The organism is Streptomyces sp. M-16, assembly GCF_052114405.1.
Lineage (GTDB): Bacteria > Actinomycetota > Actinomycetes > Streptomycetales > Streptomycetaceae > Streptomyces.
Genome location: NZ_JBFRER010000104.1, coordinates 13,415 through 27,220 on the forward strand (window position 1 = coordinate 13,415; position 13,806 = coordinate 27,220).

Consider the following 13,806-nt stretch of genomic DNA (forward strand, 5'->3'; position numbering starts at 1 on the left):
GGCACGGCGGGGCGGCGCAGGCACGGGGCACCGGACCAGCGGATCCCTCCCGTGCGGGACCGTGCCGCACCGCACCGCCACACGGACCGGCAGCTTGTGCACCATTGCGCCGAAATAGTCCTTTACCTGGGTGATCGCGGCAGGTTCGGGGTAGGCACCCGGCATGATCACTGTTGGGGTCGAGGAGGAGTACCTGCTGGTCGACCCGGATACGCTCCTGCCCACTCCGCTCGTGCAGGACGTGCGGGCCACGGCCCGGCTGGCACCGATCGCGGACGAGCAGGAGGTCCAGGACGAACTGCTCCAGGCGCAGATCGAAGTCGCCACCCCCGTGTGCACGGGCCTGGAGGAGGTGGGTGGTCACCTCCTGCGGCTGCGGCACGCGGTCGCCTCCGCCGCGCAGACGAACGGCTGCCGCGTCGCGATCACGGCCACCGCACCGGTCAGGGGCGCCCTCCCCGTGCCTATCACGGGCACGGCGAGGTATCTGAAGATGCGGGGAGAGGCCCGGCTGCTGGTCGACGAGCAGCTGATCTGCGGCATGCACGTCCACGTGGGGATGCCCGACCGGGAGACCGGAGTGGCCGTCCTGAACCGGTTGCGCGTCTGGCTCCCGACGCTGTTGGCGCTCTCCGCGAACGGGCCCCTCTGGGACGGCCGGGACACCGGCTTCGCCAGCTGGCGCACGATCATCTTCGGCCGATGGCCGGTCAGTGGCCCCGCACCCTACTTCGCGGGACTCGCGGACTACGAGGCACGGGCCGACGCGCTGCTGGAATCGGGACTGGTCCCCGACCGGGGGCAGCTGTACTGGCACGCCCGGCTCTCGGAGCGGTATCCGACCGTCGAGGTGCGCTGCTGTGACGTGCAGCTGGAGGCGGACGACGCGGTGATGCTGGCCGGGGTGGTCCGCGCGCTCGCCGCCACCGCGATCGCCGAGGAGAAGGCGGGAGCCGCTCCGGCGCTGTGCCGGTCCGAGCTGTTGCAGGCCGCGACGTGGCACGCGGCCCGGCACGGGATGGCCGGCACGCTGATGGACCCGCAGGGCCGGCTGCGGAGCAGCGGCGACGTGCTGTGCATGCTGCTGGGCCACATCGCCCCCGCTCTTGAGGAGAGCGGTGACTACCGCGAGGTGAGCTCGCTCCTCCACCGGCTGCTCCAGCGGGGCACGGCGGCCGACCGCCAGCGCCGGGCGCTGGCCGAGGCCGGCCTGCCGGCCCTGGCGGCCCTGATCACCGCCGACGAGAGCACCGCGTGAGTCGTCGGCCGGGACACGGGTGGAGCGGCCTTCAGGTGCGCAGGCGGCTGTTGGTCCCGTCGTGGTCGTCGGCGCTCTCGTCGTTGAACCAGTAGTCGCCCGCGGCCAGGTAGCGGAAGGAGTGCACGCTCTTCTCCGGCAGGGCGACGGTGACGGCGCGCATGCCGTCGCGCCGCGGGGCCAGGGTGTGGGTTCCGGGCTGCCAGTCGTTGAAGTCGCCGACCACGCTGACGGGGCCGGGCGGGGTGTGGGCGGGCAGGACGAAGGTGACCTCGGTGCGGTCCTTGCACTGCTTGCGTTCGAGCACGGGGAGGGGCTCCTGACGGCAGGGCTGCTGTGTCTGCCCATGCTCCGGCCGCCGACGGTGCCCGGCGCGCGGACGTGGCCGTGGCGCCGCGCCGCCTTCACCCGCCCGGCGCTCCACCGCGGAGCGACGTCCGGGCCCCGCTGCCCGGCGCGTGCGGCGGATCGGCGGCCCGCGCGGGCGGGCCCGGGCGGGGCGGGCCGGGCAGCCGTGGCGCGGCGTGCCCCGGACGCAGGTGCCATGCTGGAGGGAAGTGGAGGGCCGACGCCCGGACCGCCGGGCCGGCCCCGTCAGCAAGGGAGAACGACGTGCCTGGTCTTCTTCGAGGAATCGCGCGGACCGCGGTGGTCGCCGGCACGGCGACGGCGGTCTCCAACCGCGTTTCGCGTCGGCAGGGCGGCCGGTGGGCCGAGCAGGAAGCCCAACAGCAGCAGGCCGCCCAACAGCAACAGCAGCAGGCCGCCGCGGCTGCCCCTCCCCCTCCGCCCCCTCCCGCTCCGACGATGGCGGACGACATGAGCAGCAGGATCGACCAGCTCAAGGAGCTCGGAGCGCTGAAGGAGCAGGGACTCCTGACCGAGGAGGAGTTCGCGCAGCAGAAGAGCAAGCTCCTCGGCGGCTGAGCGGACGGCCGAAACAGGTGCCCACCGGTGGAGGGACGCTCCCTCCACCGGTGGGCACCTGCGATGACGGCCCGCCGCGCGGCTACCCGCCTTCGCCCGCTTCTTCCGCGTCGAGGGAGGCCAGGATGGCCTGGACGGGAATGCGGCCGCTCGCCACCATCTGCGCGCCGGCGCGCCGCAGGGCCCGGGCGAAGGGTGCGGCCCAGCGGTTCTCGTAGACGAGGACCGCGGCCGCGTTGCCCGGCTGGAGTGCGTTGCCGGCTTCGTCGAGGTCGTCCTGGCCGAGCAGGTCGGACGAGACGCCGTCGAAGACGGACAGGCTCACGGAATCCGCGTCGTCCTGGTCGAGGCCCTCGATTTCGAGGGCTGTGACGGTTCCGTCGGCGTCCTTCTGCACGAAACGGAGGTCGAGGATTCGGATGAGGCCCTTGTCCACCAGATCGATCAGCAAGGGGAACGCCTCGCCCTTCATCTGGTTTCCGGGGAACTCGACGACCAGGTAGTCGACGGGGCCCATGTCTTCGATGTCGTCGTTCATGAACGCTCCTGGCTTCGTCAGGCTGGGGAAACGCATCGATGGCCGGACGTGATCCTGTTCTCATTGCAGCACCCGCCGTGCGGGGCCGCACCTCCGCGTCGTGGCCGCGGCGCGGAGGCGTGCGGGGCTCGGATCAGCCCGTTCCGGTGAGCTGGTAGAGGCTCCTGGCGACGAGCCACAGCCCCAGGAGGAGGCAGGTGACGACGATCGCCGGGTCCTTGTGGCGCTCCAGCCACCCGCGCAGGCCCAGCAGGACGCTTTGGGCCCTCCGGGGTGAGAACACCATGTACAGCTCCATGGCCAGCAGGGTCGAGGTGGCCAGGACGCAGAAGGCCATGAGGGCGAGGAAGGACTGGGCGTGGGAGAGGTCGGCCTGCACGACGGTCGCGGCGGCGGCGCTGACCATCCCCCAGGGCTGGAGGAGCACGGCGAGGCCCGCGGCGGACCATCCGGTGGCCTCGTCCATCCGGGAGGTCACGGACGAATCGGGGGCGGAAGCCGTGGCCCCCTCCTGTGCGGCCCCTCCCTCTGGGGCCCCTCCCTGTACGACCGGCTCCGGGCCGGTCGCCGTGCGGCGGCGGCTCAGGCGCCTCCGGTGTTGGCTGTACACGACCAGGCCCACCCCGATGACCAGCGTGGCCACGAGCGCTCCGATCGACGGGGGCGAGCGCGGCGGCGGTGGCTGGCCACCGGTGAGGAGCAGGACGAGCGCCATCACGGACACCAGGCACGCCAGCCAGGCGAAGATGAACGCCAGGCCGTTGCGCACGCCACGGGACCCGGACACCACCAGCACGAAGGCCATGATGGGCAGCGGGAACAGCGTCACGGCCAAACCGATGAGGAGCAGGTCGAGCACCATGGCAGCGGCTCTCGGGAACTGAGGAACCGGGCCTCGGCCCGGTCAGGCGGGCACCGGGGTGAAGGGGAACAGCCCGTCCGCCCCGGCCCGCACGATGCCGTAGCTGCTCTCCGGCACCTGGTGCCAGGCGCCGGGCAGGTCCCCGAGGGGTTCGGAGACGATGAGACGGGTCTCGTCGGAGACCTCGTGGAGGAAGGCGACATCGGGGTGCAGCCGGCGCAGCGCGTCCACCCGGCTGCTGTAGAAGAGGGACCGGGACGCGCGCTGGCTGGAGTAACGGAAGGCCCACACGGTTTCGCCGTCGGTGACGGCGACCGTCATCTGGAGGGGGAACTCCACCCCGTGGTCGTGTCCGGCGCGTTCCACGACCCCCGCCATGCGGGCGACGGCGGTGGGCGGGTCCTGGTCGAGGCCGAAGGTGAGGGCGAGGTAGAACATCACCTCGGAGTCCGTGGTTCCCCCGATGTCGGCGTACAGCGCGGGGTCGACGAGCATCGTGAGGTCACGGCGCATGAGATGGAAACCGTTGATGGCTCCGTTGTGCATGAACATCCAGCGGCCGTTGCGGAACGGGTGGCAGTTCGACTGCTGCACCGCCGTCCCGGTGGACGCCCGGATGTGGGCGAAGAACAGGTGGGAGCGGACGTGGTCCGCCATTTCCCGCAGGTTGCGGTTGTTCCAGGCTGGACCGACGTCCCTGAGGAGCGCCGGGCTGGGGTTGTCCTCCGCGTACCAGCCGACTCCGAACCCGTCACCGTTCGTGGTCTCCACACCGAGCTTGGAGTGCAGGCTCTGGTCGATCAGCGAGTGGGCCGGTTTGTACAGGATGGTGTCGAGCAACATGGTCGTTCCCGAGTACGCGAGCCATCGGCACATGCGTCATCACCTGCGTCCCTACGGCATCGCGGGAAGCGGATACGTCTTCCCGCTGGCCCCCCGGATGTGCGGCCATCCCATTCTGGGGTGCCTCCCCGGGGAACGCCACGCGGACCCGGGCGTGCCGGGTTCCGCGTGCTTCCGCCGCGGTCGGACACGTTGTCGTGCGGGGTGCCCCGGGCGGCCCTACGGTTGATGGAGACCCGGCGCTCGCGGGACGCCCGATGCTCCCGCAACCAGCCCTGCCAGGCTCGGCGTCGGGGCACACGGGAAGGCACCCGGAATGGCCACTGCATCAGAGACCCCGGTCCTGGACACCCTCGCCGCCATGACGATCGACTCGCTCGAACGGTGCGGGCTGGCTCCGGACATGCTCATCCTCACGCGCATCGCGGCCCTCGCCGCCTCGGACGCTCCCCCGATCTCCTACCTGGCCCACATAGACCCCGCCGTGCGGTCGGGCGTGACCGCGGAACAGTTGCAGGACGTCCTGGTCGCCATCGCCCCGATCGTGGGAACCGCGCGCGTCATGACGGCAGCGGGCAACCTCACCTCGGCCTTCGGCGTCGCCATCGCGGTCGCCGACGCCGACGCCGAGGCCGAGGCCGCGGCCGCGGCCCAGCGCTGAGAGCAGCCCAGCCCCCGTGCCGGTGACGGAGCGGGGGCGTCGGCGCAGAGAGGGGCCACGGCGCCGCTCCGGCCGCCGTAGCCCGTGCGACTCGACGGCCACAGGGCCGGGCAGGAGGGCCTGGATGTCCCAGCAGGCGACCACGGCGATGCGCGCGTCACTTCACGCCACTCCCGAGGAGCGTGCGGCACTCGGCAAGGAGGCCCGGCGGCGCTCACCGCGCTCGGGACACGCCGCGTACGAGCCCGCTGCGAACAGACCGGACCCGCTCACGATCCTGGAAGCGCAGTCCGCGACGCGGGTCCGGGAACTGGTGCCGATCCGCTACGGCCGGATGACCGAGTCCCCGTTCCGGTTCTACCGGGGCGCCGCCGCGATCATGGCCTCCGACCTGGCCGGCACCTCCGACTCGGGAATCACCGCCCAGCTGTGCGGAGACGCGCACCTGCTGAACTTCCGGCTGCTGGCCTCGCCGGAGCGGGGGCTGATGTTCGACATCAACGACTTCGACGAGACCCTGCCGGGCCCCTGGGAATGGGACGTCAAACGCCTGTCGGCGAGCTTCGTCATCGCCGCGCGGGCCAACGGCTTCGACGACGCCGAGCGCGCCCGCATCGTGGCCAGCACCGTACGTTCGTACCGCGAGGCGATGATCCGGTTCGCCGGCATGCGCAACCTCGACGTCTGGTACACGAAGATCGACGACGCCCGCCTCAAGGAGCTCATCTCCGGCCGGCTCCGCAAGGAAGGCCGGCAGAAGCTGGACCGCGCCCTGGCGAAGGCGCGGTCCCGGGACGCCCTCCAGGTCTTCGACAAGCTCACGCGGATGGTGGACGGCCGGCCGAGGATCGCCGCGGACCCCCCGCTGCTGGTACCGGTCTCCGACCTGCTGCCGGACACCGAACGCACCGCGCTGGAGCGCCAGTTCAGGGGGCTCATCGAGCGGTACGCGATCACGCTGCCGAGCGACCGGCGTCACCTGCTGGCCGACTTCCAGCTGGCGGACGTCGCCCGCAAGGTGGTCGGGGTCGGCAGCGTCGGCACCCGGTGCTGGATCATCCTGCTCCTCGGCCGGGACGGCGGCGACCCGTTGTTCCTCCAGGCCAAGGAGGCCGACACCTCCGTGCTCGCCGAACACCTCGGGGCGAGCCTCTACCGCAACCAGGGCGAGCGCGTGGTCGCGGGACAGCGGCTGATGCAGGCCACGAGCGACATGTTCCTCGGCTGGGAGCGGGTCGACGGGTTCGACGGCAGACGCCGCGACTTCTACGTGCGCCAGCTGCGCGACTGGAAGGGCATCGCGATGCCGGAGACGATGACGCCCCTGCAGCTGGAGACGTTCGGCGGCGTCTGCGGCCTCACCCTGGCACGCGCGCACGCCCGGTCCGGCGACCGGATCGCGATCGCCGCCTACCTGGGCGGCGGCGACGCCTTCGACCGGGCCCTCGTGACGTTCGCGGAGTCCTACGCCGACCAGAACGAGCGCGACCACCGGGCACTGCTCGACGCGGTGCGCACGGGGCGGCTGCCGGCGGAGGAGATCCCGGCCGCCTGAGGGACGCGTCCCCAGCCGCTCCGGGGTGGGAAGACAGTCAACCCACGGAGCGGGTGTGGACACGACTGGTTGCGCGTACGAAAACCCGGGGCCGGAAGTGGTCTTCCTTCATGGAATCGACCCACGTCAGGCTTGACCGATGAACCTACGGCGTCGTAAATTCGAGCGCAGCGACTCGTGAGCAACCTGAAGGAGGCGAAGTCGGATGTCCACCATCTCCGCAGCGCCTCGCCCCGCTCACCAGATCGCCTGGGCTCCCGGTCGTGTCGCACACGGCTGCTGAATAGCCCCCTCCCGGCGTGCCCGATCGCGGCCCCGGATCTCTCCACCTCTTTTCACCCTTTACGGCACGTCATTGCGTGCTGCTCTGCTGCGCTCCGGGTTTTCGAGCTGCGCCACTGAAATAGAAAGCTCATGAAATGGCGACTAGGATAGTCAGATCAATCGCGCGCCGAAATGGGGACGTGCCATGGTAGCGGCGCGCATCACGGTCAACGGAAAAGAAACCCCCATCGCACCGGCCGCACCCCACACCACGGTGCTGGATTTCCTGCGCGACCGCGGCCTGACCGGAACCAAGGAGGGCTGCGCCGAGGGTGAATGCGGCGCCTGTTCGGTCCTGGTGGCCCGTCCCGGGGTGAACAAGCCCACCGACTGGGTGGCGGTCAACGCCTGCCTGGTCCCGGTCGCGTCGCTCGACGGCCAGGAGGTCATCACCTCCGAGGGCCTCGCCACCGTCGACGAATCGGGCACGCCGACCGCCCTGCACCCCGTGCAGGAGGAGATGGCCGTCCGCGGCGGCTCCCAGTGCGGTTACTGCACGCCGGGATTCATCTGCAGCATGGCCTCCGAGTACTACCGGCCGGACCGCTGCGCGCACGCGGAATCCCCTGACGCGGCCGAGGCCGACGCCGAACACGGTCCGAACGGTTTCGATCTGCACTCCCTGAGCGGAAACCTGTGCCGCTGCACCGGTTACCGTCCGATCCGCGACGCCGCGTTCGCCGTCGGTTCGCCCGCCGAGGACGACGTCCTGGCGCAGCGCCGCGACCAGGCCCCGCCGGAGCCGGCCGCCACCGAGTACGAGCAGGACGACAGCGTGTTCCTGCGGCCGGGCACCCTGGCCGAAGCCGCGCAGCTGCTGCGCGACCGGCCCGAGGCCGTCGTGGTCTCCGGAAGCACCGACTGGGGCGTGGAGGTGAACATCCGCTCCCGACGGGCGGCCTGCGTGGTCGCGGTCGACCGGCTCCCCGAGCTCCGTGAGCTGCGGGTCGAATCCGACCACATCGAGATCGGAGCGGCACTGACGCTCACCGAGATCGAGCGCCGCCTCGACGGCAGCGTCCCGCTGCTGGCGGAACTGTTCCCGCAGTTCGCGTCCCGGCTCATCCGCAACAGCGCGACCTTCGGCGGCAACCTGGGTACCGGTTCCCCCATCGGCGACAGCCCTCCGGTGCTGCTCGCGCTGGAGGCGTCGCTGGTACTCGCCGACGCCGACGGCGAGCGCGAGGTCCCGCTGGCGGACTACTTCACCGGCTACCGGCAGAGCGTGCGCCGTCCCGGCGAGCTGATCCGCGCGGTGCGCATCCCGCTGCCGCTGTCGCCGGTCACGGCGTTCCACAAGATCGCCAAGCGGCGCTTCGACGACATCTCCAGTGTGGCGGTCGCCTTCTCCCTCGACATCGAGGACGGGATCGTCCGCAAGGCGCGCATCGGCCTGGGCGGCGTCGCCGCCACCCCGATCCGCGCCCTCGCCACCGAGGCCGTCCTGGAGGGCGAGCCGTGGACGGCGGAGACCGTCGAGGCCGCGGCCGAGGTACTTAAGGCCCAGGGCACGCCGATGAGCGATCACCGCGCCAGCGCCGGCTACCGCTCCGCGATGCTCGGCCAGAGCCTGCTGAAGCTGTACGCAGAAACCACCGAGGCGGTGTCGTCGTGAGCCATTTGTCCGAGATCCCTGAAAAGCCTGTCGTCGGCGTGTCCATGCCGCACGAGAGCGCCACCCTGCACGTCACCGGCACCGCTCTCTACACGGACGACCTGGTGCACCGCACCAAGGACGTGCTGCACGCCTACCCGGTCCAGGTCATGAAGACCCACGGCCGGATCACCGCGCTGCGCACCGAGCCCGCGCTCGCCGTACCCGGTGTGGTCCGCGTGCTGACCGAGGCGGACGTGCCCGGTGTCAACGACGCCGGCATCAAGCACGACGAGCCGCTGTTCCCCGACACGGTCATGTTCCACGGCCACGCGGTCGCCTGGGTGCTCGGCGAGACCCTGGAGGCGGCCCGGCTCGGTGCGGCGGCCGTCGAGGTCGAACTCGACGAACAGCCCTCCCTGATCACGCTGCAGGACGCGATCGCGGCCGAGAGTTTCCACGGCGCCCGGCCGCTGATGGTGGCCGGAGACATCGACGCCGGCTTCGCCGATTCCGCGCACGTGTTCACCGGTGAGTTCCAGTTCTCCGATCAGGAGCACTTCTACCTGGAGACGCACGCGGCGCTGGCCCACGTCGACGAGGCCGGGCAGTTGTTCGTCCAGAGCAGCACCCAGCACCCCTCGGAGACGCAGGAGATCGTCGCGCACGTCCTCGGCCTGCACAGTCACGAGGTGACCGTGCAGTGCCTGCGGATGGGCGGCGGCTTCGGCGGCAAGGAGATGCAGCCGCACGGGTTCGCGGCCATCGCCGCCCTCGGCGCGAAGCTGACCGGGCGGCCGGTGCGGGTGCGGCTCAACCGGACCCAGGACCTGACGATGTCCGGCAAGCGCCACGGCTTCCACGCCACCTGGAAGATCGGCTTCGACGCCGACGGCCACATCCAGGCCCTGGACGCCACCCTGACGGGCGACGGCGGCTGGAGCCTGGACCTCTCCGAGCCGGTGGTGGCCCGCGCGCTGTGCCACATCGACAACACGTACTGGATCCCCAACGCCCGCGTCGCCGGTCGCATCGCCAAGACCAACAAGACGTCCAACACCGCCTTCCGCGGCTTCGGCGGACCCCAGGGCATGCTGGTGATCGAGGACATCCTCGGCCGGTGCGCGCCGCTGCTCGGCCTGGACCCGATGGAGCTGCGCGAGCGCAACTTCTACCGGCAGGGCCACTCGACGCCGTACGGCCAGCCGGTCTCGCAGCCCGAACGGATCTCCACCCTCTGGCGGCAGGTCCAGGACGACGCGGCCGTCGCCGACCGCAAGCGTGAGATCGCGGCCTTCAACGCCGCGCACCCGCACACCAAGCGGGCGCTCGCGCTCACCGGGATCAAGTTCGGCATCTCGTTCAACCTCACCGCCTTCAACCAGGCCGGTGCACTGGTGCTGGTCTACAAGGACGGCTCCGTCCTGATCAACCACGGCGGCACCGAGATGGGCCAGGGCCTGCACACCAAGATGCTGCAGGTGGCCGCGACCACGCTGGGCATCCCGCTGCACAAGGTGCGGCTGGCTCCGACGCGTACGGACAAGGTGCCCAACACCTCGGCCACCGCGGCCAGTTCCGGGGCGGACCTCAACGGCGCGGCGGTGAAGAACGCCTGCGAGCAGATCCGCGGGCGGCTGCTGCAGGTCGCCGGCACCCAGCTGGGCGGGAACGCCTCGGACGTGCGCATCGTCGAGGGCGTCGCACGGATCCTCGGCAGCGACAAGGAGCTGGCCTGGGACGACCTGGTGCGCACCGCGTACTTCCAGCGGGTCCAGCTGTCGGCGTCCGGCTTCTACCGGACCGAGGGTCTGCACTGGGACGCGAAGGCCTTCCAGGGCTCCCCGTTCAAGTACTTCTCCTACGGCGTCGCCGCGTGCGAGGTCGAGGTGGACGGCTTCACCGGCAAGTACAAGATCCGGCGCGTGGACATCGTGCACGACGTCGGCGACAGCCTCTCCCCGCTGATCGACATCGGTCAGGTCGAGGGCGGCTTCGTGCAGGGCGCGGGCTGGCTCACGCTGGAAGACATGCGCTGGGACAGCAGTGACGGTCCGAACCGCGGCCGGCTGCTGACCCAGGCGGCGAGCACCTACAAGCTGCCGAGCTTCTCGGAGATGCCCGAGGAGTTCAACGTCCGGCTGATGGAGAACGCCACCGAGGAGGGCGCGGTCTACGGGTCCAAGGCGGTGGGCGAGCCTCCGCTGATGCTGGCGTTCTCGGTGCGCGAGGCGCTGCGGCAGGCCGCCGCGGAGTTCGGGCCCGCCGGAGCCAGCGTGGAACTCGGCGCTCCCGCGACGCCGGAGGCGGTGTACTGGGCGATCGAAGCGGCCCGCAAGGGCGGCGCGCTGCACGAGGGTCACGCGCCCGACGGCAGCGAGGTCTCCGCCGACGCAAGCGTTTTGAGCAATGCCTGACATGACGTGGGTGGCCGCGGTCGCGCGGTTGCGGGCTCGCCSGGAACCCGGCGTGCTCGTGACCGTCGCGACCGTGCGCGGCCACGCGCCCCGCCGGGCCGGTGCCAAACTCGTCGTGGGACTCACCGACACGTGGGGTTCGATCGGCGGCGGCAACATCGAGGCCGTCGCCATCGACCGGGCGCGCGAGCTGAACGTCGCGCCCGACCCGGAGCCGGAGCTCATGGAGTTCGCCCTCAACGACAAGGTCACCGGCCGCCACGGCGTCCAGTGCTGCGGCGGGGCCGTGACCGTACTGCTCGAACCGCTGCCGGTGGTCGAAGCGGTTGCGGTCTTCGGCGTCGGGCACGTCGGACTGGAGCTGGCGCGCATCCTCGCCCGCCAGAACCTCGATCTGTACCTGGTCGACAGCCGCTCCGACATGCTCACCGACGAGCGGCTCGGCGTGCTGGGGGACGCGATGGCAGAGGTCCACGTGCGCCACACACCCCTCCTTCCGGAGGAGGTGCTCGCGGAGCTGCCGCCCGGCACCCACGTCCTGATCATGACGCACGATCACGCCGAGGACGCCGCCCTGTGCGACGCCGCTCTGCGTACGCCCGGCCTCGGCTCGATCGGGCTGATCGGCTCGTCCGCCAAATGGACGCGGTTCCGGCAGCGCCTGGCCACCGAGGGCGGTCACGACGCCGCCGCCATCGACAGGATCAAGACGCCGATCGGACTGACCGCGATCACCGGCAAGGAACCCGCCACGATCGCGGTGAGCGTCGCGGCGGACCTGCTCTTGACCTTCGAGGCGGACCGCCGTCGGGCGGTGCGGGAGACGGATGCGACCCCGAGCGGGCAGCGGCAGCCGGACACGGCGGCGGCTTCGCCCGCACCGTCCTCACCGTCTCCGTCGTCTCCGTCGTCTCCGACRTCCCCGACGTCCCCGACGTCCCCGTCGTCCTTCGCGGCCCGGGCCGGTCTTCCGGCGCTCGGCGCCACGGCGGACGGGACTGCGCCGGCCGACCAGCGGGCCGCGGCGGCCCTTGAGGACACGGCGCCGTTCCTCAGACACCTCGAACCGGAAGTCCGGACGCGCCAGCGGCGCCCGGCCCGCGGCCGGGTGTAACGCCGGGCCGGGGGAGGCGGCCGGCGTCGGGACTCCGGGCCCTTCCGGATTCCCGACGTCAGCCGGCGTGGACGTGGGGGCGGCGGSTGCGGTCGGGTTCGGCCTCGCGGATGACCTCSCGGGTGACKGGSGCGACCTCGCCCTGKCCGAAGAGGAAGAAGCGGAAGAAGTTGGCCATCGGGTTGCCCTCGGTCCACTCGAAGTAGATGTGCGGGCGCTGCCCGGTCTCGTCCCGCACGTGCAGCAGGAGTGCGGCGAGCGCGTTGGGGATGCTGGAGCTCTCCAGGGTGAGGACCCGGTAGCGGTCGTGCAGCACCTCGCCGCGGACCTTCAGGCCGGATTCGAACTCGGACGCGTCCAGGACCGTGACCTCGACGAACATGACGTCGTCGGCGGCGGGGATGTCATTGTCCGCGCGGATCTGCTCCTTCTTCTGCCGGTACTCGGTGACGTCACGGCTGTCCGGCTCGTTGGCGATGAAACGGATCGTGCGGTTGGCGGTGTCGCGGATGAACCGCTGCGCCATGTCGTCGAACTCCAGGTGCGTGACGCGCAGCTCGAAGACGCGGGCGAGGCGGGAGAGCAGCGAGAGGGCCATGATGCCGCCGATGAAGCAGGCTCCGATCTTCACGCCGTCCGGGCGTTCGGCCACGTTGACGGCGGTGGTGTAGACGAAGACGGCGGAGATGATCCCGAAGCCGATGGTCCAGCCGCGCTCCCCCGCCCGGCGGGCCGCGATGGTCACCGCGACGGCCGCCGAGGTGATCAGCACCAGGACACCGGTGGCGTAGGCGCCGCCCTGGGCGTCGACGTCGGCGTCGAAGATCCACGTCACCAGGAAGGCGATGAGGGTGAAGACGATGACCATCGGGCGCAGGGCGCGGGCCCAGTGGGGGGCCATGCCGTAGCGGGGCAGGTAGCGCGGCATGAGGTTGAGCAGGCCGGCCATCGCGGAGGCGCCCGCGAACCACAGGATCAGGATGGTCGAGACGTCGTAGACGGTGCCGAAGGCGGAGCCGAGGTACTCGTGGGCCAGATAGGCCAGGGCACGGCCGTTGGCCTGGCCGCCCGGCTGGAACTGGGCGGGCGGGATCAGCAGCGTGGTGATGAAACTGCTGGTGATGAGGAAGACGCTCATGATCACGGCGGCGGTCGTCAGCAGCTTCTTGGCGCCGCGGATCCGGCCGACGGGCTCCTCCTCGGTGTCCTCGGGGTCGCCCTGCACGTGCGGCATGACCGCGACGCCGGTCTCGAAACCGGAGAGGCCGAGGGCGAGCTTCGGGAACACGATGAGGGCGATGCCGATCATCATGAGGGGGTTCCCGTGCTCCGCGGTCAGTGCGGCCGTCCAGTCGGGGATGAGGTGCGGCTCACTGAGCACCTCCCCGAGGCCCACCACCACGACGACCACGTTCAGTCCGAGGTAGATGGCGACGAGTACCACGGCCACCCCGATGGCCTCGCTGAACCCCTTCAGGAACACCGCGCCCAGCAGGGCGATCATGAGCAGGGTGATCGGGACCTCGTGGCCGTGCAGGGTGCTCGTCAGGTGCGGGTTCTCCACCAGGTGCGCGGTCGCGTCGGCGGCCGAGAGAGTGATGGTGATCAGGAAGTCGGTCGCCGCGAACCCGAGCAGGGTCAGGACGAACAGCTTCCCCTTCCAGAACGTGAGCAGCCGCTCCAGCATGGCGATGGAGCCCTCGCCGTGCGGGC

General features: G+C 71.0%; 11 protein-coding genes and 1 pseudogene. 7 read left to right on the plus strand and 5 right to left on the minus strand.

Going from position 1 to position 13,806, the window contains the following annotated elements; all coding sequences use genetic code 11:
* Positions 1-163 precede the first annotated feature (163 nt).
* Positions 164-1,258 carry a glutamate--cysteine ligase gene (locus tag AB4039_RS32805; protein ID WP_266846587.1) on the plus strand — a complete coding sequence of 365 codons (1,095 nt, stop codon included), beginning with the start codon at positions 164-166 and terminating at the stop codon, positions 1,256-1,258.
* 31 nt (positions 1,259-1,289) lie between these two features.
* On the opposite strand, the gene AB4039_RS32810 is transcribed toward AB4039_RS32805, so the two are convergent.
* Positions 1,290-1,565, minus strand: coding sequence for an isoamylase early set domain-containing protein (locus tag AB4039_RS32810; RefSeq protein ID WP_266846585.1), 276 nt, complete (start codon positions 1,563-1,565; stop codon positions 1,290-1,292).
* Between the two features lie 305 nt (positions 1,566-1,870).
* Between AB4039_RS32810 and AB4039_RS32815 the strand changes: the two genes are divergently transcribed.
* The gene (locus tag AB4039_RS32815; RefSeq protein ID WP_266846584.1) at positions 1,871-2,185 is read left to right on the plus strand and encodes an SHOCT domain-containing protein; all 315 of its coding nucleotides are present in this window, start codon (positions 1,871-1,873) and stop codon (positions 2,183-2,185) included.
* An 82-nt stretch (positions 2,186-2,267) separates the two neighbouring features.
* Here AB4039_RS32815 and AB4039_RS32820 read toward each other — a convergent pair whose 3' ends face one another.
* The 3 genes from AB4039_RS32820 to AB4039_RS32830 form a co-directional block, all read right to left on the minus strand.
* Positions 2,268-2,723, minus strand: coding sequence for a DUF6325 family protein (locus AB4039_RS32820; RefSeq protein WP_266846583.1), 456 nt, complete (start codon positions 2,721-2,723; stop codon positions 2,268-2,270).
* A 133-nt stretch (positions 2,724-2,856) separates the two neighbouring features.
* On the minus strand, positions 2,857-3,585 hold the full coding sequence (locus AB4039_RS32825; RefSeq protein ID WP_442272488.1) for a GAP family protein: 729 nt from the start codon (positions 3,583-3,585) through the stop codon (positions 2,857-2,859).
* 42 nt (positions 3,586-3,627) lie between these two features.
* The gene (locus tag AB4039_RS32830; RefSeq protein WP_266846581.1) at positions 3,628-4,461 is read right to left on the minus strand and encodes a class II glutamine amidotransferase; all 834 of its coding nucleotides are present in this window, start codon (positions 4,459-4,461) and stop codon (positions 3,628-3,630) included.
* A gap of 283 nt (positions 4,462-4,744) precedes the next feature.
* Between AB4039_RS32830 and AB4039_RS32835 the strand changes: the two genes are divergently transcribed.
* From AB4039_RS32835 to xdhC, 5 genes and pseudogenes are all read left to right on the plus strand, one after another.
* Positions 4,745-5,089, plus strand: a complete 345-nt coding sequence (locus AB4039_RS32835; RefSeq protein ID WP_442272489.1) for a carboxymuconolactone decarboxylase family protein — start codon at positions 4,745-4,747, stop codon at positions 5,087-5,089.
* Positions 5,090-5,213: 124 nt separating this feature from the next.
* Positions 5,214-6,644 carry a DUF2252 domain-containing protein gene (locus AB4039_RS32840; RefSeq protein ID WP_442272490.1) on the plus strand — a complete coding sequence of 477 codons (1,431 nt, stop codon included), beginning with the start codon at positions 5,214-5,216 and terminating at the stop codon, positions 6,642-6,644.
* Between the two features lie 469 nt (positions 6,645-7,113).
* The gene (locus AB4039_RS32845) at positions 7,114-8,583 is read left to right on the plus strand and encodes an FAD binding domain-containing protein (protein ID WP_266846576.1); all 1,470 of its coding nucleotides are present in this window, start codon (positions 7,114-7,116) and stop codon (positions 8,581-8,583) included.
* A complete protein-coding gene (xdhB, locus tag AB4039_RS32850) occupies positions 8,580-10,979 on the plus strand; it encodes a xanthine dehydrogenase molybdopterin binding subunit (RefSeq protein WP_266846574.1) in 2,400 nt (799 codons plus the stop codon). Before AB4039_RS32845 ends, xdhB begins: the two co-directional genes overlap by 4 nt.
* 1 nt (position 10,980) lies before the next feature.
* Positions 10,981-11,781 (plus strand): annotated as a pseudogene (gene xdhC, locus AB4039_RS32855) (xanthine dehydrogenase accessory protein XdhC); the annotation flags it as partial.
* Positions 11,782-12,151: 370 nt separating this feature from the next.
* Here xdhC and AB4039_RS32860 read toward each other — a convergent pair.
* The coding region (locus tag AB4039_RS32860) for an amino acid transporter (protein WP_442272491.1) at positions 12,152-13,806 on the minus strand (1,655 nt) is incomplete at its 5' end.